Below are 26,315 nucleotides of genomic sequence, written 5' to 3'. Positions count from 1 at the left end.
CCCTCCCCCCCTCCCCCCCTCTCACCCCCTCTCACCCGACCTCTCCTGGCTCACCCAAACCCTCCTCCCCGCCCTCCAAGCCACCCCCCAAGAACTCACCAACCTCCTCCACGGCTTAAACGGCGGCTACATCCCTGCTGCACCCTCTGGCGCGCCAACCCGTGGACGCCCAGATGTCTTGCCCACCGGGCGCAACTTCTACTCGGTAGATATCCGCGCCATTCCCACCGAGAGCGCGTGGGATGTCGGGCGCAAAGCCGCAGAAGCCGTGATCGAGCGCTACACCCAAGAACACGGCGACTATCCGAAAACCCTGGGGATTTCCCTGTGGGGCACATCCACCATGCGAACCGGAGGCGATGATCTAGCCGAAGCACTGGCATTGCTAGGCGTTCAACCTATTTGGGATGGCGCATCTCGCCGGGTGATCGACTTCGAGATTTTGCCGGTGTCAATTTTGGGACGCCCTAGAGTGGATGTGACGCTGAGAATTTCTGGATTTTTTCGAGACGCTTTTCCCAACTTGATCGACTTGTTTGATCAGGCAGTAACGGCTGTTTCTAAGTTAGATGAATCTGGCGACCAAAATCCTCTAGCGGCAACCGTTAAGCATGAAACTCAGAATTGGCAAAAACTGGGATTCACTTCAGACCAGGCAGAAGCGCGATCGCGCTTCCGAATATTTGGCTCAAAGCCGGGTGCCTATGGCGCTGGGCTGCAAGGGCTGATCGAAGCACAAAATTGGACGGACGATCACGATCTCGCTCGCGCTTATGTTAACTGGAGTAGTTATGCTTATGTGGGTTCTGGGATTGCTCATTCTGCGTCAGAGGCGTTTACAAACCGATTGCACAACATGCAGATTGTTCTACACAACCAGGATAACCGAGAGCATGATCTGTTAGATTCCGATGACTATTATCAATTTCAAGGTGGATTAACTGTTGCCGTGCGATCGCTACAAGGCAAAAATCCTACTACTTATTTTGGCGATCATGCATTGCCAGAAAACCCTAAAGTGCGATCGCTTAACGAAGAAATTGCCCGTGTCTATCGCTCTCGCGTTGTCAATCCAAAATGGATTGCTGGTGTGATGCGTCATGGGTACAAAGGCGCGTTTGAAATGGCAGCAACGGTTGATTATCTTTTCGCTTACGATGCCACTGCTCAATGCGTTGAAGATTTTATGTATCAAGGTGTTGCCGAGGCGTATGTGTTTGATGCAACGGTGCAAGAGTTTGTGCAGCAAAAAAACCCATGGGCACTGCGGGACATGGCAGAACGGTTGCTCGAAGCCAATCAGCGAGGTTTATGGCAGCAGGTTGAGCAAAAAACGCTGGATCGACTCCGAGCGATCGCACTGCAAGCCGAAGGCGAAATTGAAAGCAATATCAATCCTGGGTGACGGTTTTGTCCGGAGAAACCAGGGATGGCTTGATTAAAGAAACAGGATTTAGTCCCATCGTTAGGTCGGGTTTCTTAATGCAGGCTCTGAAACACGGGGAACGGCTACAGCATGTGCAACAGTGGATGCTCGCGATCGCCCTAGGCGGCAGTCTACTTGCGATCGCAAAAACCTTTTTTCCCTCAGACTCTCTTCCAAAAACGCCAACCTTCACGTTTCCAACGAGTGTCTCTATTCCAGGCTGGCAGTTTCTTCAAAGCAACGAAGTGGCGGTTCAGAAGCGGTTCAGTCCGGCTTTGGTCTCCCGATTGGATGAACACACGATCGCGGGGCGACAGTACCAATACAGGCGAGCGGGAAATGCCATCACCATCGAAATGCGATACCTCATGCGAGGCATTGTCGATGTGCCATCCATTCTTCAAGAGCGGACTCTGACGTTGAATCAGCCAGAATGGACACCCCGCGATCGCGCAAGCATCGGTACCTATGCGCTCTACGAGCAAAACCGGACGCCCCACATCAGCACCTGCATTACGCCTCATGGCAACACGCTCGTTCAAGATAGCGAGTTCCGCCGCTATCAAACGTATCCAACCGTTGTGATCAAACGGTTGCTTCCGTGGGTGCTAGGGCAAGCCCCGCTACGCGACACTCGCTGCCTGTGGGTAGATATTTCCATAAAACACACCGTTCCAGCACCCGTTCCAACGGCGGCATCTCCCCTCTCAACCCCTGAGCTAGAAGAGGCGTGGGCAGAATGGGTACAAAGTTGGCAAGGTCGCTTTCCCCAACCCTAAAACCCAAAGCTCAACAAAGGCTTCAGAGAGGTGTACTCAACCCGATGTTTGAACTTTTTTCACCGATTTGACAGGTAGTAACGGGCTTTTTCGGGCGTTTGACGGGTGAACTAGAGGAACATAACTCAAGGTTCGCTGGTTGTGGGGGCAACAGGGTTTTCGGGTCGAACCATCGCTGACGCAGATTGCAACGCCTGGAAGCGGTTTTCCAATTGGTAAATTTGTGGCGATCGCAGAGAAGCCATTTGCTCATTCACCCTGCCGCTTGCTACGAACAATCGCTGCAACTGAAGTCTCTCAATGCGGCGCTGCACTTGTCCGGGTGTGACGACGATCCACACATGACGTTGACGCTTTACGGCATCTTGCACCATTGTTTCGACTGCCAAAGCGGCCGTGACCCCAATTGACGGAACGTCGCTCAAATCCAACACCAGGGCTTGATAGTCTTTGACGATCGCCATCCGCTGAGAGATGATTTTGGCGGCTCCAAAGCTCAAAGGGCCGCTCAGTTGGAATAGGAGAATATCTCCCCCAGAACGAGCCAAAATTTCTTGTTCGGCAAGACTCAGGTTATGAGATTGAGCCGGGTCAGTAATCGCCTGGACGCGATCGCTCTGCACATCGGTCAAGCGTTTAATCGTTAGCAAGTTGGCAATAAATGCGCCCACCACCACAGCCGTGATCAAATCGACAAATACCGTTAGCGCCAGCACCAGATACATCAGCCCTGTGCCCTTGAACGATAGGCGATGGGCGCGCTTAATAAAACCCCAATCAATAATGTCAATCCCAACTTTCAACAGAAGACCTGCCAACACAGCATGGGGAATCACCGTCGTCAGCGGTCCGGCCCAGAGTACGACTAGCAACAGCACCAGCGCATGAATCATCCCCGATAGGGGAGTTTTGCCCCCTGCCTGCACATTCACCACCGTCCGCATGGTGGCTCCTGCGCCGGGCAAACCGCCAAACAACCCAGATACACAGTTACCAATTCCCTGCCCAATCAACTCCTTATCAGAATCATGCTGCGTCCCCGAAATGTTGTCTGCCACCAGTGAGGTTAATAAAGAGTCGATTGCCCCCAAAACTCCCAGCATCAGCCCATAGCGGAACATCTCTCTCCACTCGCCGAGGCTAAAGGTAGGCATCCGTAGCGTTGGCAACCCCATAGGAATCTCGCCAATTCGCGGGATACTCGCATTCCCAAACAGCACGATGGATAAGACCGTCACCACCACCAATGCCAACAGAGGAGAGGGCAGGATGCGATTTAGCTTAGGTGGGGCTGCAAACACCACTGCCAGTGTCAGCAGTCCCAGCCCTACGGCTATGGGGTTTGGCTGGCTGAGGTAGGTTGGTAGTTGTTGCAGCGTTCCCCATACTCCGCCTACGCTTTGATAGCCGAGCAGTGGCGGAATTTCGATCAAAATAATGATCATTCCAATCCCCGACATAAAGCCAGAGATCACGGTGTAGGGCATCAGGGTAGCGTACTGTCCTAGGCGCAACACTCCAAACAAGATTTGGAAGAGTCCTCCGAGTATAACGACGGTAAACGCCAAGGCTACCCCAGTGTCGGGGTGACGAGCTACTAAGGCAGCAATTACAGTTGTCATCACCACAGTCATCGGCCCTGTGGGCCCCGACACTTGGGCAGGGGTGCCGCCAAACAGAGCCGCGAAAAAGCCCACAAAAATTGCGCCATACAGTCCTGCGATCGCACCTACCCCAGACGAAACTCCAAAGGCTAAAGCTAGCGGTAAAGCCACAATTGCGGCTGTTAAGCCACCAAATAGATCGCCCCGCAGGTTTCGGAAACTAATGCTGTTCACAAGTTTGATCGACACGGTATTACTCCCTTCAAGGGTTGGAGTGGGCTGATCCTGCCGTTGTTACCGGAACAGTAACCCAGGAATATTGCTGCTTGTTCCGCTTCATTGAGATGCGCGATAATCGCCATTTCATTCTCTGCTTTTTTGGTGACACTAAGACTATGTAGTTCAGTCAACGGGTTTGTTGAGTAACTCCTTAGTGGTCTGTCAAGTTTGAAATGAGGGACTAGGGGTAGATGGGTGGGGGGTAGATGGGTCGATGGGTAGTCTAGTAATCGGAACCATCGACTCATGCACCCCTCTATCCCTCAATTCAATGCCAATGCTGCCGATGAGGTTGCCTGCTGAAGGGGCTTTTCAGCTACACACATCCGTTAAATAAAAAATATTAACATAGTCATCAAAGCGGTGAGCTAACCAAACGACATAGCGATCGCGGCTCTGAGAAAAGACAGACCCATCAGTGCAAAGAAAAATTCTTCAGGATTGTATTTTCGATCAATACTCAGAGCGGCTTTCGGTGCATCAGGGCAATTGGGAAGGGCTAGCTTGTTGAGTAGTGTGGCGCTAGCTAGCTTTCAACCTCTGCCTCATTGCAGCGGAATTTAATCACCACTTTGTCGATCGCCGCCACCGCCGACTGATCCCAAATGTGAACATGGGCTAGATCAATCGACACACACTCCAACTCTTCATTAAAGCTAGAACGATTCAGGAGTGATCTACAAAGACAAAGAACCGTTGCCCTGCCACGCTGTAGGGTCGCTTAGTGCTACCAAGACCCAACCCCCGATCAACTCTAAAAAGGAATATCATCCAGTTCTGGCTGATCGGCAGGGGCGGGTGCTGCCGCCGCTTTTGCTGCTTTTGGTTTAGAGGCTGCCGGAGGGGCGCTAGACGCCGAGGGGGCAGATGCAGTAGTAACCGAGCCAATTGATGCCCCATCTAGGGTATAGATCTTCTGAATTGTCAGTTCTGCCCGCTTTTCCTTGAAGCCTTCCGGACGATCCACCGTATTCATGCTCAGCCGCCCCTCAAGAATGACGCGATCGCCTTGGTGATAGTTACCCTGAATCTCTTGTGCCATGTTGCCCCACCCCACCGCTTTGAGCGTCACCGGCGGATCTTCAGGGCGCAGCCCCGCAAACTGCACCTGCATTTCAGCGATCGGGGTTTGGTTATCAGGGGTGTAGCGCAGTTGAGGGTCTTGAAGGAGTTCTGCGAGAAGAATGCAGCTATTCATAGGACGGTAAATGAGGGATCATGGGGTAGAGGCAGCCATTGCAAGCGTCTATTTTACTGCCAATTGCGTAATTCTATTCTACTTAATTTTCAGAGGGAGTTAAAGGGAAACTAGTACATTCTTTCTACTCTGATTTCTTCAACACCTTGCTCTTGGTAGACAAATTCTTGAACCCGCAGCCGGTATTCTCGCAAGGTTTCATCAACCCAGCCGCGATCGCTACTATTGGCATAAATATGTACCATCGGTTCTCCGGCATCGGGCAAAATCAGCACCCAACTGTCGCGCTGATGATTAAAGACTTTGACCCCATCAATTAGTTCTAGATCTTCAGTGGGATGGGTTTCTACCAAGTGCCGCATCAACGCTCCTTTTGCCGTCCACGGGCAACGCACCGAATACACTTTGTGAGACACCCGCGGGCACTCAGATCGAATCTCTGCAAGGGTGCGCTCTTGCAGCGTCAGGGTTTCGATCAGCTTGGCAATGCAGAACATGGCATCAAAACCGGGATGCAGTTGTGGAAAGATAAAGCCCATTTCGCCACTGCCCCCCAACACGGTGTTGGCGTTGGCGTAGCAAGTTTCCATCAATGCCGTCGGGTTGGCTTTCGTCCGAATCACTTGCCCATCGTGGCGGCGGGCAATCATTTCAACAGCACTAGACGCATGAACGGGAACCACGACCGTTCCGCGCGGGTTAGAGGTCAGAATCATATCCACCATTAAGGCGGTCAAGGTTTCCCCCCGAATCGGGCTACCCGTTTCATCGACTAAAATTAACTGCTCTCCGTTCGCCGATACTTGCACGCCAAATGTCGCTTTTAGAGCCTCTACCACATGCCCTAATTGGTTGAGCAAACTTTCTCGATCGGCCATGGTCGGAGCCGTCTGCGTCAAACTGGCGTTTAGCACCACCGCATCACAGCCAAATTTGGCAAGCAACTGCGGCAACACAGCACCCGACACGGCGTAGGCATAATCAATCACAACTTTTGAGCTACTGTGCTGAACGGCTTTGAGATTAAGATGCTTTTCAAAGCCCCGGCTGTAGAGATCGATCGCTTGGTTGACATGCACAACGTTACCAATTTGTTGAATGGCAGCGCGGCGAAAATCTTCTTTGAAAAATGCGCCTTCAATTTTCTTTTCGGCTGCTTTCGATAGGTTGATGCCTTTTGGGTTAAAAAATTCGATCAAGATGTGCTCTGATTTGTCAGGATGAACGCGAACATGGATGCCCCCCGCAACGCCTAATGTTGGAGCGACAGAACGGGCAACCGGGATTGACGTTGCTTCAAGATTTTGGACATGAATACCGACCGACATTAATCCCGCAATCAGCGATCGCGACACCATCCGCGAAATGGTTCTTTGATCTCGCGACACCGACACCTGCGATCCGGGCTTGAGGGTAGAGCCATACGCCGCGCCTAATTTAACGGCAAACTCAGGAATCACGTCAACATTTGCCAGCCCCGAAACGCCGCGTTGCCCAAACAAATTGCGGTGGGCGGTATATCCCCAGATCAAGTTTGTGTTTAACGTAGCGCCCGATTCAACGCTTTTGCTGGGCCACACCCGCACCTGTGGGCTGATTAGCGCCTCTTCTCCCACACTAGAAAGTGATCCAACGATCGCGCCTTCTAGAATATGCGCCCGGCGATCGATGCGTGCGCCTCGCGCCACAACACAGGCTCGAAGATGCACCTCATCGCCGATCATAGAGCCGTTCCAAATAATTGGGCGCTTGAGATCGGCATCGGCTCCGATCGTCACATTGTCTCCGATCGCGGTTCCTGCATCAATGGTGACGCGAGACCCAATGCGGCAATTGCTGCCAATCAGGGCAGGCGTTTCGATCTTGGCGCTCGCGTCGATGAAGGTGTTCTCGCCGACCCACAGCCCCGGCGATCGCTCAGGATAGGCAAAGTTGAGCTTCACTTTCCGCAATAGCCCGTCATACTGTGCTTCTCGATAGGCATCTAAATGCCCCACATCGCACCAGTAGCCCTCTGCAATGTAGCCAAAGATCGGCTCGTTTTTATCTAGCAAGATCGGAAACAAGTCTTTAGAAAAGTCGGCTTCCTGATTGGGCGACAAATATTCCAGCACTTCAGGCTCCAGAATATAGATGCCCGTGTTGACCGTATCGGAGAAAATTTCGCTGGTAGATGGCTTTTCTAAAAACCGCCGAATGCGATACTCTTCGTCTGTAATCACCACCCCAAATTCGATCGGGTTGGGCACGCGCGTCAGCACGATTGTGGCTTTTGATCCTTTGCGCTGGTGAAACTCGATCGCCGCACTGAGATCAAAATCGGTGACGCTATCGCCACTGATGACTAGAAACGTGCCATTTAGCAATTCGATAATATTTCTAACGCAGCCTGCGGTTCCCAAGGGTTGATCTTCTTCAACGGCATAGGTCATCTGCACCCCAAAGTCGCTCCCATCCTGGAAATAATCGCGCATTACGTCGGGTAAATAATGCAGCGTTGCGATAATTTCTCGAATGCGATGGCGCTTTAGCAGATTGATAATATGCTCTGCAATGGGTCGGTTCAAAATAGGAACCATGGGTTTTGGCAGGTCACACGTAAGCGGTCTCAGTCGCGTTCCCGATCCTCCTGCCATTAGCACTGCTCGCATATAGGTCTCCTTGTTTTAACGGCGTTTAACGATAGATAGTTAGCGGTAAAAAAATGGAAGAGGTGAAAAAATAAATATATAGAGACACCCTCAGCAATGCTTGGCTAGGAAAAACCTTGAAGTGGCATCCCGTTTCACCATTGCAAACAGCGATCGCGGCGGTTTCTGCAATCTATTTTTTCAACCTACGGTTTCAACCCGTTGCTTTATAATGACAGTTTTGCAATAGTTGATGGTGGCAAACGTTTGGTACGGGCTAAGCCATAAAACTTAGCGTGTTCTTAACTTTATTTGACCTTACTCAATACTATCTAGTCCTGAATCTAACAATTTTTATTAAACTTTTTGATAGTCTTACAAGGGCTGACTAACTCAGGAATCTTGAAATAGATCAACCAAGCCGCCCTCTTTCATTGGGGAGACGTTGGCGAAGTCTTTAACCTGCTACGCCAGAGGGCAAACGAGTTTTTAAGCCAATCTGCTGACGGCGGCTAAACCTTGATGAGCAAATTGTGGCACAGATCTCTCTATCACCAACCTTCCATCACCAACCTTCTGTCGCCAACTCTCTGTCGGCAACCAAATTAGGATTGCTAGAATCTTAAGAACACTGTGCGATCGTCGTGCAGCACAACTTCAAAGAAACTGTTGAGGGTTAGAGGATGAATTTTCTGGTCTTTTCATTATTGGTCGTTTATGTTGTAGGTGCGTTTAAATTTTGGTCGGGCTTTCGGCGCACGAACTTTAGCCAAGGAAAGCTGTATTTAACGGCACTATGGCCTGTTCTGGTCTTGAATAAGTCTTACCGCCAAAATTTCACCAAAGCACTGAAGGGCTAAGCTGTTGCACCATTCTATAGACTGGCAAACGCAGATTGCAGCGGTTGCCGATCGCTTTAATCGAGAATATCGAGGGGAGTCGGTGGATCTGCCCGATGAGGTTCAGGCGATGCCGATTTTTCGAGAACGGGTGTCAGGCTTACTGCAAGCTAAGCTTACCGCTCCGTTTTGGCAGCTTGCCCAGCCTCAAAAGCATCAGCATTGCCTTGATGTTGGCTGCGGGGTCAGTTTTCTGATTTACGATTGGCGGGACTGGAACGCTTTTTTCTATGGTCAGGAAATTAGCACGGTGGCTAAAGAAGCGTTAAACGCCCGTGCACCGCAGCTAAACTCAAAGCTGTTTAAGGGTGTGAAACTTGGTGCTGCCCACGATTTGCAGTATGAAGCGAAGCAGTTCGATTTAGCGATCGCAACCGGATTCAGTTGCTATTACCCGCTCGACTATTGGAAATTAGTGTTATCCGAAGTTCGGCGAGTGCTCAAACCGGGTGGCGTTTTTGTGTTTGATGTGTTGAACCCGGACGCCGAACTGGCTGAAAGCTGGGCGATTTTAGAAACCTATTCCAATGCAGAAGTCTTTTTAGAATCTCTAAAAGATTGGCGAGAGATGATCGGCTCGGAGGGCGGAAAAATCCTCAAAACGCAATCGGGGGAATTGTTTGAACTGTATAAAGTAGGGTTTTGAAACGGATTTGGCTGATCGGCGGCACTGAGGAAAGCGCAACATTGGCACGAGCGATCGCAGCCCTTCAGTTTCCCTGCGTCGTTTCCGTAACCACTGAATCAGCAACATCACTTTACCCGATTGCTCCAAGCATTCAAGTTTGGGTTGGCAAACTTGATCCTAACGAATTGCCGAGATTTATCAAGAAATATAACATCGGTGTTGTACTAGATGCATCTCATCCGTTTGCAGTTGAAATATCGAAGAACGTGATTCGCGTTACACAGGACGCTGATGCAGTCAATCCCCATCCCGTTGCTTATTTGCGATTTGAACGCCCGACACTAACAACGGATGAAACCGGGGTTTGGTCAATTGAGAGTTTTGAGAAGTTGCTAGAAACGGATTGGTTGCGAGGGCAGCGAGTGTTGCTAACTATCGGCTATCGGTTTTTATCGTTGTTCAAACCATGGCAGGATAAAGCGATGCTGTTTACTCGAATTTTGCCGTCTCAAGTTGCGGTAGAAGCGGCGATAGAAGCGGGATTTAGCAGCGATCGCATCATTGCCCTGCGTCCACCGATCAGTTATGAATTAGAGCGATCGCTGTGGCGACAGTGGCAGATCTCAACCGTTATCACCAAAGCATCGGGCAGCCCAGGCGGAGAAGATGTGAAGCGCAACGTTGCCAAAGAATTGGGCGTCAAATTGATTGTGGTTGAGCGACCTGCGATCGCGTATCCTCAAGTCACAAACAGTGTGACAGAAGCGATCGCGTTTCTTTCTCGGATCATCAACGATCGCAGCGCTAGAATTCAAGAGTAGAGCTTTGTGAGGACAAACCTTGCCCGCACTTTCTAACATTGGAATCTTAATTGACTCTGATCCTCGTGTTCACGGAGGTCAGCCATTAATTGCGGGTACTGGCGTTACCGTTCGACGCATTGCCATCTGGCATCAACAAGGGTTTACTCCGAGCGAAATTGCTGAGCAAATAGGGCACCTGACTCTAGCGCAAGTGTATGCTGCTTTAACGTACTATCATGCTAACCAGGCAGAAATTGATGCAGATATCGCGGTCGAAGTAGCAGAATACGATCGATTAGATGCACTTCACAACCTGAGTAAACAACATTAGTAAACAACTGTGAGCCAAATTCGGCTGTACATAGATGAAGATTCTGAAGCGACAGCATTAGTACAGGCGTTACATGAGCGAGGAATCGATGTTCTAACCACATTGGAGGTCAAACGACTGAGATATCCAGATGACGATCAGCTTCGTTGGGCAACCGAGCAAGGTCGCGTAATTTATACCTCCAACGTAAGAGACTTCTATCAGCTACACACGATTTTTGTAAGCCAAGAAGAAGCCCACGCTGGAATCATTATGGGATTACAACAACGATATTCCATTGGAAGACAACTACGCGGACTAGGGAAGCTGATTGAAGCAACGTCAGCCGAAGAGATGCACAATCAAGTGGAATTTCTTAGCCGTTGGATCGAAGACTAGCAACACTTGCTTTTCGTCCGTCTATGAGTCATGAATCGAAGAGAGAGTGATGCATTAGAGCGATCGCTGTGGCGACAGTGGCAGATTTCAACCGTTGTCACCAAAGCATCGGGCACTCCGGGCGGAGAACAGGTCAAGCGCAACGTCGCCAAAGCATTGGGCGTTAAATAATTGTGATTGAGCGACCTGCGATCGCGTATCCTCAGCAGACTGGGAATATCGATCAGGCGTTACAGTTTTGCCGCCAGTTTCTTTAGAACGCCTCTAAAACGCTTGAATCCACTCTTTGATCTCGTACTCTGTCCAGATGCCGTTTTCCCAGAAGGGATCAGACTCAACCAACTGCCGCACTGCTGCTTCGCTTTCTGCCTCATAGATGCCAAATACCTTCGTAACATCTTTGGTTGGGCCAATCGTTACCAACACGCCATCCGCTTTCTGTTTAGCTAACCCGTCTAAATGAGCTTTTCGGTAAGGTTCGCGTTTTTCGAGAACACCCTCACAGTAGCTTCCCCACATCACATATTTCGTCATTGTTTCTCCTTTAACCTAGCTTCTGAGTTCAACTTGAAACTTTTCCACCAACGCATCCCGAACCTTTTGGTGAACCGGATCAACATCTTTGTCGGTGAGGGTGCGATCGCTAGCTCGATACACTAACCGAAACGCCAAACTGCGCTGACCTTCGGGCACACGGTCGCCCCGATACTCATCAAACAACCCAACAGATTCTAGCAGCACGCCCCCTGCTTTTGTCATCGTGCGCTGGAGGTCGGCAACGGCGATCCGAGTCGAGACATAGAAAGCAATATCGCGGTCAGAGGCAGGATAGGTCGAGTAAGGTTTGAACACCGGAACCAGCGCTTGATCGGTTTCTAAATGGCGAATGGCAACCTCTAAATCAAGCTGAAAGACATAGACCTCATCGGGTAAACCACGTTCTTGACGCAGTTGCGGGTGCAGTTGTCCGAATGTGCCCAAGCGATCGCCTCGCACCCAAAGCGATGCCGTGCGTCCAGGATGCAGCCGATCATCTCGGCGATCGGGCTGATATTCCACCGGCAAGGCAACCCGCTCAAACACGCCATCGAGCAAGCCCTTTGCCTCAAACCAGGTGAGGGGCTGCTCTTTGCCGCTCCGAATCCACTTTCCTTGCGTGGGATCGCCGCCCAAAATGCCGCTTAAATATTCCGATTCGGTCAGCCCCTCTTCTGCGTTCCAAAACACATGCCCAAACTCAAAGCCATTGAGTGCGCCATTCCCCTGCTCCTGGTTGTATTGGAACGCATCGATCAAGCCATCCAGCAAATCTGTTCGCAGCGCAGAATATTCGGTGAAGAGGGGATTAGCCAGAACGATTTGGCGATCCTTCGGAGCTTCGCAAAGCGAATCGCTCCTCGGTTTGCTGAGGGAGTAGTGCATTACCTCCGTCAATCCCGCTCCTCGGAATGCCTCCCGCAGATGGCGCGTGATGTATTGCTCGATCGACAGGTAGCCTGCCTCTGTTTTCGTCGGCAAGGTATCGCAAAATTTGTTGTAGCCATACAGCCGCGCCACTTCTTCAATTAAATCGATCTCTCGCTCTAAGTCGCGATAGCGGTAAGGCGGCACCGTGACCTGCCACGTTCCTGGTGTGCTCATCGAAAGGTGGCACCCCAACGCAGTGAGCGTCTGTTCCACATCGGTAGATTGCAGTTCGATGAGATCATCTTCCCCCTCAACCATGCCTAACACTTGGTTGACCCGTTCTAAGCGGAGGTCGATCGATCGCGTCAAGGCATCTTGAGCGGGGCGAGAATCTGCCATGGCTTGAGCGACAACTTGCCCCCCCGCCAACTCGGTGATCAGCTTGACTGCGCGGCGACACGCCGTTTCCAGTTCTGCCCAATTTACCCCTCGCTCGTACCGGGCAGAGGCCTCAGTTCGCAATCCTTGGGCACGCGCCGATCGCCGAATTGCTGCTGCATCAAAAATCGCCGCTTCTAGCATCACAGCTTGGGTTCCGGCATAGACTTCGGTGTCTTCGCCGCCCATGATGCCTGCGAGCATGGTGGGCTTGTCGTTGGCGGTAATCAGCAAGGCTTGCTCTAGGAGCGGGCGATCGCTGCCGTCCAAGGTTTTCACTGTTTCTCTAGCCCGGGCAAACCGAACGCCCATCGTCAGTGCATCATCGCCAGCCACAGTAACTAAGCGATCGCGATCAAACGCATGAAGCGGCTGTCCCCATTCCAACATGATGTAGTTTGTCACATCCACCACGTTGTTAATTGACCGAACTCCGGCAGCCTGTAATCGTTGCTGCAACCATGCAGGAGACGGGGCAACACTCAATCCCTCAATCACGGTTCCGATGTAAGTTGGGCAAGCTTGAGGTTCAGAAATGTTGAGCGCCAACGGTTTGCTTGGGGTGGGTTCCACGGGTGGAGCGTCTGGCAGCCGGAGCGGGTTTCCGGTCAGCGCTACCACCTCACGGGCAATGCCAACCATACTGAGGGCATCGGCTCGATTTGCAGTAGAGGTGAGATCGAGAATGACATCATCTAGCCCTAGCAGCGATCGCACATCGCTTCCCACCGTCAGCGACCCGATCATTGCCTCATCAAAAATGTGAATGCCTTCAGACTCTTTCGTTAAGCCCACTTCTGAGAGGGAACAGATCATGCCTTCAGATGCAACGCCTCTGAGTTTGGCAGACTTAATTTTCAGGTCAACCTTGGGTAAATAAGTTCCCAACGTTGCGATCGCAACGTAGATATCGGCTCTGACGTTTGCCGCGCCGCAGACAATTTGCGACGGAGTTTCACCCCCGATGTCTACCTGACACACACTCAAGCGATCGGCGTTTGGGTGTTGCTGGCGCTCTAATACTTTTCCTAAAACAACACCCTTTGCCCATGTGCGCCGATCCTCGATCTCTTCAACCTCAAATCCTGCCATGGTCAGCATGTCAGCTAGCGCTTCCGGGGACATGGATAGATCGACAAGCTCTTGCAACCAGTTTAGAGAAATCCGCATTCAGCCCTATTCCCAAGCGACGCCAATTCTGAACCATTTTACCTAATTCGTATTCATAATTTGTAATTCGTGGGTTAAGAGCCGGTTTCGAGCCTTAAGGTTGGGAGGCAAGCTCGGTTTGCAAGCTAAGCCATGAAATTCTTTTGCTAACTAATTAGAAACTGCGATCGCAGCCCTGACGATTGTTTTTTTAGGCTTTCTCGCTGGGTACTCTGTGATCAAACAGGGTTGAATCAGCGGGTTAGTTTTCATCGGTTTATCGAGGCTTTGGGTCTCCATCAACCGGGTGCAACCTCAACCCAAACGTTCTCCCGATCTAGCCTCTATCTTTCTGCCCTTGCCAAGTTTGAGGTAGGAGAGGTTTGTCCACGTTTTCCCGATCGAAGCGGGTGATGCTGAATGAGCTACTGCTTGAATCCGGTTTGTCCCCATCCAGAAAATCTAGCTAACACAGAACTGTGTCAAGCGTGTGGTTCTAAGCTGCTGCTGCGCGATCGCTACCGAGTCCTCCATGCGTTGGGTCAAGGGGGCTTTGGTGCCACCTTTCTAGCCCGCGATGAATCTCTGCCCGGTCAGCCCCACTGTGTGATTAAGCAATTGCGCCCCACAGCCACTGCGCCTCATGTTATGCAGATGGCGCGAGAGCTATTTCAGCGAGAGGCACAAACGCTAGGCAAGATTGGCAACCATCCCCAAGTGCCGAGACTGCTGGACTATTTTGAGGCAAGCCAAGAATTTTATCTAGTACAAGAATATGTCAGTGGCTCGACACTTCAGCAAGAAATTAAACGCTCAGGTCCGTTAAGCGAAGCCAGCGTCAAGCAATTTCTAAGCGAACTGCTGCCCGTACTGCAATATATTCATAGCAATCAGGTGATTCACCGAGACATCAAACCTGCCAATATGATTCGGCGATCGCACGACTGCAAGCTTGTGCTGATCGATTTTGGGGCTGTCAAAAATCAGGTCAGCGCGATCGCAGCTAGCGTCACCGATCAAACCGCTCTGACTGCCTACGCGATCGGTACTCCCGGCTTTGCCCCCCCCGAACAGATGGCAATGCGCCCCGTCTATGCCAGTGATGTCTATGCCTTAGGCGTAACGTGCATCTATCTTCTCACCGGCAAGTCTCCCAAAGACCTCGACTACGACCCAGCCACCGGCGAACTGATATGGGAAAAGCACGTTCACATCAGCGAGCACTTCACAGGCGTTCTCAAGAAAATGCTGGAAGTCTCTGTGCGCCATCGGTATCAGTCTTCTAGTGAAATTCTTCGAGCATTAGATTTAGAACCCTACCTGGACAGTCTCGCGGGCAGCATGAATAGCGTGGCAGCCCGAACCGATGGGGTAAAAGGCGATGCCAAAGATCGGGGACACGATTCTCAAGATTCCTCATCTCCGGTGGCGCGGGCAGCTATGGCAATCCGGGCACGGCAGCAACAGCGATCAGAAGCAACGAGTTTACAGCCCGGTGCGGCTCGGAGCCGAGTAATTGCCGCAAAACCCACGACAGCAACGTTGCGAACTAAAAATACGGGTGGGCATATCGATCCGTCGGGGGTGCGATCGCTCGGTTCGGGGCAAAAGCTAGATGCTGAAGGGCTACAAAGCTATTATGACAAAGGGAAACGCGATTTTGCAGCACACGATCTCACCCTGCTAAAGCTGCCCAGAGCCGACTTGTCAGGAGCCGTGTTTCATCAATCCAATCTCAGACAAATTAATCTCCAGGGTGCAAATCTATTCAACGCTGATTTTGGCAGAGCCAGCCTCAACCGTGCCAACCTGCGGGATGCAAATTTGGGGCGGGCGTATCTGAGCAACGCTGATTTAGAAGGAGCAGATTTACGAGGGGCAGATCTAAGTCATGCTTACTTGTTAAATGCCAATCTTCGCGGCACAAATTTATGTGGTGCAAACCTGACGGGCGCAAAGCTAACTGAAGAACAGTTGGTCATGGCGCGAACAAATTGGTTAACGATTCGCCCAAGTGGAAAGCGGGGGATGTGGTGAGCCGGTTAGGGCAAACCTGAGGGCAGAAAGCCGCGAAAAAACCGCCTGCTGCATGGCTTCGAGATCCTCGGAATACTCAGATCTTCAGCCTTTTGGGCAGATCGGAGGTCTCGCACCAAAATGCCCTGCACCAACTTGCACCAAGATGAAAGAAGTGTTGTAGACAATTTTTAATAATAATTTAGGAAAGCGGTCTGTTTCTCCTGACCCTGGTAGTAGACGATGGTAAGCAATGCTCGATTCCAGAGCGTACCGGCTTCCCATCTCGACCGGTGAGATCTCGACTGTTGAGACCCTCCTGAAGGTCATCTACCTAAGGCTAATGATTAGTTATGGCTGCTCAATCCTCTAACCCGCTTTGGCTCTACGATACGACGCTGCGTGATGGCGCTCAGCGCGAAGGCTTGACGTTATCCATTTCAGATAAACTCCGGATTGCTCGTCAGTTGGATCAGTTGGGTGTGCCCTTTATTGAGGGAGGATGGCCGGGGGCAAATCCGAAAGATGTGCAATTTTTTTGGCAGCTTAGAGAAGAGCCGCTCACGCAAGCAGAAGTAGTTGCATTTTGCTTTACCCGTCGCCCTGGGAAAACGGCTGCAACCGACCCAATGCTTCAGCCAATTTTGGCAGCAGGGACGCGATGGGTCACGATCGTCGGTAAGACTTGGGATCTCCAGGTAACAGAAGGTCTCAAAACATCCTTAGACGAAAACTTAGAAATGATTCGGGATACGATTTCGTATTTACGGATGCACGATCGGCGAGTGGTATACGATGCTGAACACTGGTTTGATGGTTTTAAACATAATCCAACTTATGCTTTAGAGACGCTAAAAACTGCTTATGATGCAGGAGCCGAATGGCTGACCCTCTGTGATACAAATGGCGGATCATTACCCCAAGACATCGATCGCGTCGTCCACGCTGTTTTAGATTATCTTCCGGCTGCTCCCCTCGGCATTCACACCCATAATGATGGGGAGCTTGCCGTTGCCAACGCGATCGCAGCGGTTCAAGCGGGGGCACGCATGGTGCAAGGCACGATCAATGGCTATGGAGAGCGGTGTGGCAATGCTAACCTTTGCTCTCTTATTCCCAACTTGCAGCTTAAATTGGGCTATGACTGCTTAGCGATCGCGCAACTCGCAAACCTGACAGAAACCAGCCGATTTGTGAGCGAAGTTGTCAACCTTGCGCCCGATGATCACGCTGCCTTTGTTGGCTTGTCTGCCTTTGCCCATAAAGGCGGATTGCATGTCAGTGCCGTAGAACGCAACCCCATCACCTACGAACACATTCAGCCGGAACTCGTGGGCAACAGCCGGCGCATCGTTATTTCTGAACAAGCGGGCATGAGCAACGTTTTAGCAAAGGCGCGATCGCTGGGCATTGAGCTTGACAAGCACGATCCAGCTTGCCGCCAGATTCTAGAGCGCCTCAAAAATTTAGAGCACGAAGGCTACCAGTTTGAAGCGGCTGAAGCCAGTTTTGAATTGCTGATGCGCGAGGCCCTGGGGCAACGGCTGCAACCATTTGAAGTGAAAGGATTTCAGGTGCATTATGATATGCTGCCAGGAATTCCTTTACCCGTGTGCGCCGTTGGCGACTGGCGGAGTCAATCGTTGGCGACCATAAAAGTTAGGGTAAACGGACACAATATTCTTGAAGCTGCCGAAGGAAACGGACCTGTTTCTGCCCTAGATGCCGCCTTGCGGAAAGCGCTGGTCAATTTCTACCCAGAAATTCGAGCGTTCTCTCTCACCGATTACAAAGTCCGAATTTTAGATGGGGCTGCCGGAACATCTGCAAATACGCGCGTGCTAATCGAGTCGAGCGATGGCTATCAGCGATGGCGCACTGTGGGGGTGTCGTGCAATATTTTAGAAGCTTCTTATCAAGCCGTGGTCGAAGGGTTAGAGTATGGGCTATTTTTACAGCGCCAAGCCAAAACAGCGCTGACCGTAAGCTAATTTACGCTACATTAGAAGGGCGCGTTTGGGTTGTCTTTAAACAGCAACCATCTGCCTAAATGGCATTCCTGCTGACGTGTTTCTCGGGTTTAAACCGCATCAAATACCTCGAAGCAGCGAGCGCCAAGATTACGTTATTCTAGTAGTTAGAGATCTGCATGCCGTTGCTGCTCTTAGCTTAAAGAATGACGAACATTTCTCAAGATAACGATAGGTATTTCTGAAGAAATAAATCGCGAAAATACTTGCCGCAATTCTTGGAAAGTACGATACCATTAGAAGCTGAAAGTCTTAGATAGCCACGATACACGTTGCGATCGCTATCATCAGAATTTTCAATCAAAAATTTCAACAACTCAATTTCAAATTTAAGGACTGGTATGAGCCAACAGGTCGCACATCCGATGGAGAAATTGCAGCGCCACGTTCAAAAACTCGTGGATGCTAAGCTGCTAAAACCAACTGATGGTCTATGGAAAATTGCATTGCTCTATGGCGATGAGTGGGGGTACTGGAAGCAAGAACTCCTCTCGTTTGAGTTTTCGATGAAAGATCCAGTGAGCACATTGCTTGCAGTCGATACGTGGGAAGAAGACGAGAACTAAAGCCAAACCCTTTAGGCAATCAGACAAGGCGAGATCGCTTCCCAAGATCGCGGCTATTCATCGCTTCACCACATTAAATTGCCAGCCGTAACCAACGATCGAATCTGATCGTTCAGTGATCATCACTGCGCTGATCACTGCCGTACCAAAATTAGGGCATGGCGCGTCTGTTTTGCATACGCGTGGAATCAGCGCAGATGCTCTAAGTTAGGGCGGACTTTGGCGCGAATTGCGATCGCAGTGATATTGTCATGACCATTGTGCTGATTTGCTAAGTCAATTAGCTTACCAACACCCTGATCTAAATTAGCGTGCGAGCTAACTAGCGGATCAACGTGCGTTTGCCAATGTTTCTCCAGCAGATTGTTATCGGTGAGACCATCCGATGCCAAAATAATCACAGCATCTTCATTAATCTCAAAATATTGCACGTCGGGCTGAACAAAATGTTCATCTCGCGGTCCTAGCGCCTGCGTGAGTTGATAGGCATCGGGGCGACCATACGCAATCTCCGGTTCAACCCCGCGCAAAATCTCTCGCTGTCCCACCTCATGATCGAGGGTGAGTTGCTCTAAGCCCCGTTTACGGGTGTAGCGATAGAGACGGCTATCTCCCACATGCGCGATCGCCATTTCTGTATCTTGCAACAGCACCATCACCATGGTGGTTCCCATTCTGCCACTGCCCGATCGAGCGTTGGTTTGATTAACATCGTAGATGGCTTTGTTCGCCAGCCAAATTGCCTCTCGGATCACCTCCACAGGGGGTAGCTTGGCAGCAGATCGAGTCTCTGTTGCTTTTTGCCAGTGCTGCTGAAAATAGGTGCGTAAGGTATCGGCAGCTAACTGACTGGCAACCTCGCCACTTGAGTGCCCGCCCATGCCATCGCACAGCACATACAGCCCCCTTGCCTGCACAACCTTACCTGAGGGCAGATGGGTTTTGGTCACCTGCGTATCAATGCTAAAACAATCTTCGTTGTGGTTGCGCTGGCGTCCAATGTCGGTTCGTCCGGCATCGTCTAGGCTGAATAACTGCATCGGCAGCACTACAGTTGGCAAGTCATCCAACTCGTCTTCAGCCTCAAGCGGGGTCGTTGTCGTCTCTTGGCGCTCGGCATCAGAATGGGGCAAGGGTAGCTCAGACATAGATTCAGACGGAGAGTTAGACGAGGATTCAGACATAATCATGGCTGGGAGAGGAGTATCTTGTAGCTCTTGGGCAAGGAGTTTGAGCCGCGATCGCAGATCTTCAACCGTCACCACCGCCTCAGCCAACACATCTGCCAAGAGCAAATGCAGATCAGCCGATTGAGTTTGAGACAGGTGAGACAGCAGCGATTGCCAGATTGTACCCAAGTTTTTTAGGGTAAGTTCGGTCGGGGGGTCACGATACAAGCGCTGCAAACATAGCACCTGATCTTCATCGAGCCGAAGATTGGGCAGCGTGAGCAGACTCTGCCGCATGCGCCACGGGTCAAGCAGTTCCCACAGGTCTACCATTTCGTAGAACCAGTGCAAAATTTGCAGCATCGGAATCGTGTCGTTGGTCTGCACCATAAATTCGGTCAGTTGGAGCAGGTGCGATCGCTCTTCTAGCAGCAAAATATCTTGATCGCCCTGCTGCCAAGTATCGTAGACCCCAGGCAAAATTTGATGGAGTTCGGGCAGATGCAGATAAGGGTTTGCCAATTGAGACAGAGGTTTAAATTCGTCAAACAAGGGAGGTTGGAGGGGTCGCGTATCTAGCACCAACCCTTCAATTCCGGCATCGGCAGTTTGAAACCCTGACACGACTCGATAGCGACAAGCCGGATCTAAATGCTGAAGCACCGGGATGCCTTTTTGGGCTAACCGGTCTTCAAACCCATGCAACGCGATGATCGCCCGCAGGATCGTTCCAGTCACAGTGCCGCATTGAGAACATTTTTCCTCACTCAGCAGCACCGAAGCACCACAATTTGGGCATGATTTTTCTGTGAGAGAGGTTCCACACACCTGACAAAATTTATGAGTGTCTGAATTTTCAGACTGGCACTGAGAACAAACAAGCATTGATCGTTCCTGCATTCTCGTGAGGAGAAGACACTCCAATCTTACGCACATTTCTCGCGATGGTGATGCGATTTTTGCAAAGAAGGGCGCAAGCATACCTACGGGAAGGCTTTGCCCTCAGAGAACGGGAGGATCGATCACCCCCAAGTCGGCACTGTTTGGGCAGTACTGTTTGGGCAGCACGGTAGCTGCGATCGCGAGGGCTAATGGGGCGCAAATATAGCTTTTCAGGCGGTGGATAGCTGACAGGCAGCCACCTTCCAGCGTTAAGGGTTCGGATCTCATCCTCCCTCTGTTATCCTTCATCCCTTACAATAAAATCAGACTTTGCAGTTGCAATGAATCTATGACCACTGCGCTTAAAACCACTCAGTACGAAGCTGTGATCGGGCTAGAAACTCACTGTCAGTTGAGTACCGAGACTAAAATCTTTTCGGATAGCTCTGCAACATTTACAGCCGATCCCAATATCAATATCGATCCGGTCTGTTTGGGGCTACCCGGTGTGTTGCCGGTTCTCAATCAGAAAGTTTTGGAGTACGCCGTCAAGGCAGGACTGGCGCTCAACTGCCAGATTGCGCCCTACAGCAAGTTTGATCGGAAGCAATATTTCTATCCCGATCTACCTAAAAACTATCAGATTTCGCAGTTTGATTTACCGATCGCCGAACACGGCTGGATAGAAGTTGAAATCACAGATAGCACAGGCAAGCCAGTGCTCGACCAAGCCGGAAACTCGATCACGAAACGGATTGGCATTACTCGCCTGCACATGGAAGAAGATGCAGGAAAACTCGTTCATGGCGGCAGTGACCGTTTATCGGGTTCGACCTATTCTCTTGTAGACTACAACCGCGCCGGGGTGCCTCTGGTGGAAATTGTGTCTGAACCGGATATGCGAACTGGGCAAGAAGCCGCCGAATACGCTCAAGAGTTGCGCCGCATCATGCGATATCTCGGTGTGAGCGATGGCAATATGCAAGAAGGATCGCTGCGCTGCGACGTAAATATTTCCGTGCGTCCCATCGGGCAGCAAGAGTTTGGCACCAAGGTCGAAATTAAAAACATGAATTCGTTTAGCGCCATTCAGAAAGCTATCGACCACGAGATTGAACGGCAGATTCAAGCGATCGCGCGTGGCGAGAAGATCTTGCAAGAAACTCGGCTGTGGGAAGAAGGCGCTCAGCGCACTATTTCGATGCGAATCAAAGAAGGATCGAGCGACTACCGCTATTTCCCTGAACCAGATTTAGGACCGATCGAGGTGTCTTCCCAGCAGATGGAAGCTTGGCGTTCAGAGCTTCCAGAACTGCCCTATCAAAAGCGTCCGCGCTATGAGGAGACGCTGGGGTTGTCGCCTTACGATGCGCGAGTGCTGACCGACGATCGCGCGATCGCAGAATATTTTGAAGCCGTAGTGGCTGCAAACGCCAATCCTAAGCTCGCTGCCAACTGGATCATGGGCGACATCAGCGCCTATCTCAACACTGAGCGGCTGAGCATTACCGAGATCCCGCTTAAACCCAAGGCGTTGGGCGAACTGATTGGGCTGATCGAAGCGGGAACGATCAGCAATAAAATCGCCAAAGATATTTTGCCAGAGCTTTTAGCGAAGGGGGGATCTGCCAAAGACCTTGTAGAACGCAAAGGCTTGAGCCAAATTTCTGATACGGGAGAAATTGAGGCAGCGATCGCGGCGGTGCTCGCTGAAAACCCCAGCGAGTTAGAGCAATATCGTGCCGGCAAAACAAAGCTTCTCGGCTTTTTTGTGGGCAAAGTCATGAAGCAGACGGGAGGACGAGCCGACCCCAAGCTGACCAACCAACTCTTGGCAAACAAGCTCAACCCCTGAGAAACTCTGCGGTATTGCAGGAATCTAGCTAAGGATTACCACCGAGCAAATCTGGAATTTTATGAAATTCCGTCAAAAATCTAGTGTAATTTTGACAAAGAAGGGGACTAGGGGGTTATGCCCCCTGCTCCTTTGGTGGCATACTGTGATAAGTAGATGCACCCTGATGACAGGGGGAGTCGTATTTGTGTGCGACGCCTCCTTTTTTCTTTTAAATGTTTCTTTCAGAGCAGGGTGAATGAAGGAGGGGGTGCGGTGTTGATTGTGCGTGCGATCGCAAACCCAATGTCCCAACTGCGCCAACCAACGCCCCCACCTCAGAAAAGCAAGGCTGATTCCTCTCCAACTCCCCAATTCGCCCATCCGATGCCCATCGCTGACAACGCAGAAATTGAGGACTCTCTACAGGGGTGGACGCGGATACGGCTTCAAGAGATTTGTACCTTGGAACACATGAAAGGTCTCGACCACTACTCCACCCCGCCGCAAAGGCACTTCACCTAGCTTGGTAAACTGCTGAAAATAGGGCGAGAACTGCGCCGCAGAATTTTCCTGGGTCTGAAATCGATTAGACGTGATGTAGACTCCAGTTTTGCCCACCCACTGCTCTGCGGTTGACCAGAAGGCAAATCCGCGAACATCGCGCTTGTCAAAACAGGTGACAGAACCAGGAGCCAAGGGCGCAACTGCCATTGCAATATGTCCAGCGAGGTGAAAGCGATTGCTAAACACAAAATCGGCTTGTTGGAGTGCCGCAAAAAGCTGAGGCGACGCTGCCAACTCTCGCCGCAGTTGCAGCACATCCACAAGTTCGACTGAGGCATCTTCTTGGGGGGCTAAAAACCCTCCGAATATGGAGTAGTTTCCGGGTCGTTGAACAATACCCGCCGTCACATGGAGCAAGGCTACTATCATGACCGTTGCAGTTGCGATCGCAGAGCCAACGAGCCATCGGTTTACCGTTTTTGGATGCCGTTCTTCCCAAATCGACGCCCGCCAACCCAGGAGGGGAGTCACCACCAAAAAGCCTGGCATAGTCCATGAGGGAAGAATCTGCTGATAGCCTCCAATGAACGTAAAAACAAATACAACCGGCATCGATAACCAGATCAGAAACGGAATCACGGGTAAACGAGGATTTGCAAACCAAGATTTAATCGTGAAAGCAGTGGAACGACATCCCACCCACCACAACGGTAAACCAAACGTTGGAAACAGGTACGCAGATGCCAACAAAGCCGTTTTGAATGCATTAAAAACACTGTACTGGCGATCGGGAATACTGCGATTTCCTTGAAAGCGAAAGGAAACCCATTCATGGTGCCAATTCCAATACAACACAGGCGCAAAAGTGATGCCAAACAGAGCTAAACCTAGCAACGCCCATGGTGATAGCAATGCACTGCGATGTTGACGGCTAGTTAAACAGAAACCAATCAATCCAAATCCTAACAAAAAGCCATGATATTTACCCAAACACGCACCGCCAACCAACCATCCTAAAATCGCTAATCGATACGTAGGATGATATTCAGAACCATCTTCCGGAAAAAACTCATAGGCGGAAATCCACAATGTTAATGTCCAAAAAAACATCAACGGTACATCAGGAAGCGTAAACGTTCCAAACACGAGTTGGAAAATAGGAATAGTAGACGCGATCGCAACCGTTAATATCCCAATACGCGCCGAAAATAAATGAATCGTAGCGCGGTATAAAAAATACAACGTTGCAGTATAGGTGAGTAAACTGCCAATCCGAATTGTGAACTGGGACACAAACCCAGTTAACCAAACCCCTAAGCCAGTGGTAAAGGCAACCAGCGGCGGATGATCAAAATAGCTCCAGTCTAAATGCTGCGTGTAAATGTAGTAATACGCTTCATCAAATCCTGGAGGTAGATACAACGCAATCAGGCTGCGAAATAGCAGCCCAAAACCGAGCATCAATAATAGAGGGTGCTGCGATCGCAAGATAGTCCATTGCTTTTTCATCTACCCCGCCTCTCGAATGGAAACTCGCACAAGTTGATAAATTCCAGCGTTTTGAATCAGTTGATAATGGGTCACGTTTGCCGCTCGCAATGATTCCGAGGTTGTGATCATTAAAACTGAAGACGGCTGTGCCTGGGTCTCCAGTTCCTCAAGATAAGGTTGGATGAATCGAACCCGATTAATAAAGGTAATGGGCTGCTGCGTGTAAAATACTAAGCTTGGTTTTTCAAACAAATTTGTCGCCATCACGATCGCGTCGTTTGGCTCGCGAATTTGCCTCACTGTTTCTGCAATTTGTCTCAACGGTAGCTGCCGTTGTTGATCGACAAGCTCAAACGCAGGCGTGATAAAAAATATAATGAATGCCGCGATCGCAACGAAATTGACGTTCCAAAACCATTTCATCTGACGACGCACCACCAGCACTAAACCCGCGATCGCATTGCCGAACCAAATCCCAGCCCCCACAATCGGCAATCCTGCGGCTTGCACCGCCCGTCCTAAGTTTGGCATTGCCGGATCACTCATCAACCATTGCGGACTGTAGAACGCGCAACTTCCCAAAACTGCACTAACCGCAAGGGCAGCATAGACACTACCGATCAACCACAGAGAGGATCTGCGCTCCGTCATTTGCTGCTGCCACCATAGCGCAACCAAGAGGGCAGCCGCCGGGATCGCGGGCAACGAATAGGTAATATATTTGGTGACAGCGATCGTAAAAAAGGTCAGAATCACCGCAAACCAAATCAGCGCAAATAATCCCAACTGCTCGGTGCGATCGCTCTGCTGGTCAACCCCATCGGGTTCTCGCCATCTCTTCTGCCCAAGCACCTGTGCGATCGCGGCAGGTAACATAAGCGACCAAGGCAGAAAGCCAACAAAAACAATCACCAGGTGAAAATACCAAGCTCCGGAATGTTGATTCACAACCCGTGTAAAGCGCTCAACATTATGCAGCCCAAAAAATGAATTAATAAAGGCTGACCCATTGGCAAGGTAAACCAGCCCATACCAAGGCAGCGTGATGAGACCAAACACAACTGCACCCGGAACGACCTTCATTTCCTCTAAGCCCGATCGCAGGTTTCTAACGCAAGCCAGGAAAATGAGCACGATCGCACCCGGCAGCACCACACCCACCGGACCCTTCGCAAGAACCGCCAACGCCATCAAACTATAAAACCCAAAATACCAACGAGTTTTGTTGGGCGCTAAAGACTGGATATACCCCATAAAGAACGACAGCAACGCACCACTAAAACACACATTTAGCAGCATGTCTGAGTAGCCCAGTCGCCCAAAAAAGAGCATCTCTAAATTAAGCGCCACAATGGCAGAGCCAAGATAGGGAAGCAGAGCAGGACGGGCAGCCGCGTTAGCGTTTTGTTGGGCAACCTTGCGTAAAACGTAAAAGCAGAATCCGGTCAGGAGAGTAGCCGCGATCGCAGAGGGCAACCGAGCCGCCCACGCCGTTGTGCCAAACATCTGATAAGCGATCGCCATTAGCCAATAAATCAACGGCGGCTTATCAAACCGAGTTACCCCATTGAAATACGGCGTAATCCAATCTCCCGTGACGGTCATCTGCCGTGCCGCCTCTGCAAACAATGGCTCTGTCTCATCTAGCAAGCCTGTTGCTCCGAGCCGATGAAAAAATGCCAGCCAGCCCAAAAATCCAATCCAAACGAACGGCAATAGACGTGCAATCCAGGAGAGCTTGGCGTTGTCAACGATCCGAGGTTTTAATAGCGGTGCAAAGTTCAATAGTCAATCATACGTAAGGGAACAACCGCGTGTCGAACACGCCACCCGGCAACATCTTATCTGATCTCATGCGCCAGCCAACCCCT

General features: G+C 50.7%; 22 protein-coding genes. 12 read left to right on the top strand and 10 right to left on the bottom strand.

Features of this window, described 5'->3' with window-relative positions:
* Both GS601_RS17815 and GS601_RS17810 read left to right on the top strand, forming a co-directional pair.
* Positions 1–1,405, top strand: a 1,405-nt coding sequence (locus GS601_RS17815) for a cobaltochelatase subunit CobN (protein WP_202925178.1), incomplete at its 5' end; no start/stop codon positions are given.
* A gap of 77 nt (positions 1,406–1,482) precedes the next feature.
* The gene (locus GS601_RS17810) at positions 1,483–2,205 is read left to right on the top strand and encodes a cyanoexosortase A system-associated protein (RefSeq protein ID WP_162424635.1); all 723 of its coding nucleotides are present in this window, start codon (positions 1,483–1,485) and stop codon (positions 2,203–2,205) included.
* A 125-nt stretch (positions 2,206–2,330) separates the two neighbouring features.
* Here GS601_RS17810 and GS601_RS17805 read toward each other — a convergent pair whose 3' ends face one another.
* The 4 genes from GS601_RS17805 to GS601_RS17795 all read right to left on the bottom strand — a co-directional run bounded on the left by GS601_RS17805 (position 2,331) and on the right by GS601_RS17795 (position 7,937).
* Positions 2,331–4,058 carry a SulP family inorganic anion transporter gene (locus GS601_RS17805; RefSeq protein ID WP_162424634.1) on the bottom strand — a complete coding sequence of 576 codons (1,728 nt, stop codon included), beginning with the start codon at positions 4,056–4,058 and terminating at the stop codon, positions 2,331–2,333.
* Between the two features lie 556 nt (positions 4,059–4,614).
* Positions 4,615–4,758: a hypothetical protein gene (locus GS601_RS23800; RefSeq protein WP_338017070.1), complete on the bottom strand. Its 144-nt coding sequence runs from the start codon at positions 4,756–4,758 to the stop codon at positions 4,615–4,617.
* Between the two features lie 84 nt (positions 4,759–4,842).
* Complete coding sequence (locus GS601_RS17800; protein WP_162424633.1) at positions 4,843–5,286, bottom strand: single-stranded DNA-binding protein; 444 nt, start codon at positions 5,284–5,286, stop codon at positions 4,843–4,845.
* 110 nt (positions 5,287–5,396) lie between these two features.
* Positions 5,397–7,937, bottom strand: coding sequence for a mannose-1-phosphate guanyltransferase (locus GS601_RS17795; protein ID WP_162424632.1), 2,541 nt, complete (start codon positions 7,935–7,937; stop codon positions 5,397–5,399).
* Positions 7,938–8,599: 662 nt separating this feature from the next.
* Between GS601_RS17795 and GS601_RS23005 the strand changes: the two genes are divergently transcribed.
* From GS601_RS23005 to GS601_RS23330, 6 genes are read left to right on the top strand one after another with little or no spacing between them, the layout of a single operon-like run.
* Positions 8,600–8,776, top strand: a complete 177-nt coding sequence (locus GS601_RS23005) for a hypothetical protein (protein WP_202925177.1) — start codon at positions 8,600–8,602, stop codon at positions 8,774–8,776.
* Between the two features lie 4 nt (positions 8,777–8,780).
* The gene (locus GS601_RS17790; RefSeq protein ID WP_338017069.1) at positions 8,781–9,461 is read left to right on the top strand and encodes a class I SAM-dependent methyltransferase; all 681 of its coding nucleotides are present in this window, start codon (positions 8,781–8,783) and stop codon (positions 9,459–9,461) included.
* The gene (locus GS601_RS17785) at positions 9,458–10,264 is read left to right on the top strand and encodes a cobalt-precorrin-6A reductase (RefSeq protein ID WP_162424631.1); all 807 of its coding nucleotides are present in this window, start codon (positions 9,458–9,460) and stop codon (positions 10,262–10,264) included. The genes GS601_RS17790 and GS601_RS17785 overlap by 4 nt, the downstream gene beginning before the upstream one ends.
* 19 nt (positions 10,265–10,283) lie before the next feature.
* Entirely contained in the window at positions 10,284–10,577 is a 294-nt protein-coding gene (locus tag GS601_RS17780) for a DUF433 domain-containing protein (protein WP_162424630.1), read from the top strand.
* Positions 10,578–10,586: 9 nt separating this feature from the next.
* Positions 10,587–10,955: a DUF5615 family PIN-like protein gene (locus tag GS601_RS17775; protein WP_162424629.1), complete on the top strand. Its 369-nt coding sequence runs from the start codon at positions 10,587–10,589 to the stop codon at positions 10,953–10,955.
* 30 nt (positions 10,956–10,985) lie between these two features.
* The gene (locus tag GS601_RS23330; RefSeq protein WP_238393351.1) at positions 10,986–11,126 is read left to right on the top strand and encodes a precorrin-6A/cobalt-precorrin-6A reductase; all 141 of its coding nucleotides are present in this window, start codon (positions 10,986–10,988) and stop codon (positions 11,124–11,126) included.
* 93 nt (positions 11,127–11,219) lie between these two features.
* Here GS601_RS23330 and GS601_RS17765 read toward each other — a convergent pair whose 3' ends face one another.
* Complete coding sequence (locus tag GS601_RS17765) at positions 11,220–11,489, bottom strand: YciI family protein (protein WP_162424628.1); 270 nt, start codon at positions 11,487–11,489, stop codon at positions 11,220–11,222.
* A gap of 15 nt (positions 11,490–11,504) precedes the next feature.
* Positions 11,505–13,970: a phenylalanine--tRNA ligase subunit beta gene (gene pheT / locus GS601_RS17760; protein ID WP_162424627.1), complete on the bottom strand. Its 2,466-nt coding sequence runs from the start codon at positions 13,968–13,970 to the stop codon at positions 11,505–11,507.
* Between the two features lie 399 nt (positions 13,971–14,369).
* Between pheT and GS601_RS17755 the strand changes: the two genes are divergently transcribed.
* From GS601_RS17755 to GS601_RS17745, 3 genes are all read left to right on the top strand, one after another.
* The gene (locus GS601_RS17755) at positions 14,370–15,986 is read left to right on the top strand and encodes a serine/threonine-protein kinase (RefSeq protein ID WP_162424626.1); all 1,617 of its coding nucleotides are present in this window, start codon (positions 14,370–14,372) and stop codon (positions 15,984–15,986) included.
* A 332-nt stretch (positions 15,987–16,318) separates the two neighbouring features.
* Positions 16,319–17,956, top strand: coding sequence for a citramalate synthase (cimA, locus tag GS601_RS17750; RefSeq protein WP_162424625.1), 1,638 nt, complete (start codon positions 16,319–16,321; stop codon positions 17,954–17,956).
* Between the two features lie 380 nt (positions 17,957–18,336).
* Positions 18,337–18,561, top strand: a complete 225-nt coding sequence (locus GS601_RS17745) for a DUF4327 family protein (protein WP_162424624.1) — start codon at positions 18,337–18,339, stop codon at positions 18,559–18,561.
* Positions 18,562–18,749: 188 nt separating this feature from the next.
* Here GS601_RS17745 and GS601_RS17740 read toward each other — a convergent pair whose 3' ends face one another.
* Together GS601_RS17740 and GS601_RS17735 are read right to left on the bottom strand one after the other, a co-directional pair.
* Entirely contained in the window at positions 18,750–20,615 is a 1,866-nt protein-coding gene (locus GS601_RS17740; RefSeq protein ID WP_162424623.1) for a serine/threonine phosphatase, read from the bottom strand.
* A gap of 117 nt (positions 20,616–20,732) precedes the next feature.
* The gene (locus GS601_RS17735; RefSeq protein WP_162424622.1) at positions 20,733–20,900 is read right to left on the bottom strand and encodes a hypothetical protein; all 168 of its coding nucleotides are present in this window, start codon (positions 20,898–20,900) and stop codon (positions 20,733–20,735) included.
* A 61-nt stretch (positions 20,901–20,961) separates the two neighbouring features.
* On the opposite strand from GS601_RS17735, the gene gatB reads away from it, so the two are divergent.
* Positions 20,962–22,467 carry an Asp-tRNA(Asn)/Glu-tRNA(Gln) amidotransferase subunit GatB gene (gatB, locus tag GS601_RS17730; protein WP_162424621.1) on the top strand — a complete coding sequence of 502 codons (1,506 nt, stop codon included), beginning with the start codon at positions 20,962–20,964 and terminating at the stop codon, positions 22,465–22,467.
* A gap of 402 nt (positions 22,468–22,869) precedes the next feature.
* Here gatB and GS601_RS17725 read toward each other — a convergent pair whose 3' ends face one another.
* The gene (locus GS601_RS17725) at positions 22,870–24,462 is read right to left on the bottom strand and encodes an ArnT family glycosyltransferase (RefSeq protein ID WP_162424620.1); all 1,593 of its coding nucleotides are present in this window, start codon (positions 24,460–24,462) and stop codon (positions 22,870–22,872) included.
* A complete protein-coding gene (locus GS601_RS17720; protein WP_162424619.1) occupies positions 24,463–26,229 on the bottom strand; it encodes an ArnT family glycosyltransferase in 1,767 nt (588 codons plus the stop codon).
* Between the last annotated feature and the right edge of the window lie 86 nt (positions 26,230–26,315).

The sequence above is a fragment of the Myxacorys almedinensis A genome (assembly GCF_010091945.1).
GTDB lineage: Bacteria > Cyanobacteriota > Cyanobacteriia > Leptolyngbyales > Leptolyngbyaceae > Myxacorys > Myxacorys almedinensis.
The sequence above is the reverse complement of the archived record's forward strand: the minus strand, read 5'-3'. Positions and strand labels throughout refer to the sequence as shown.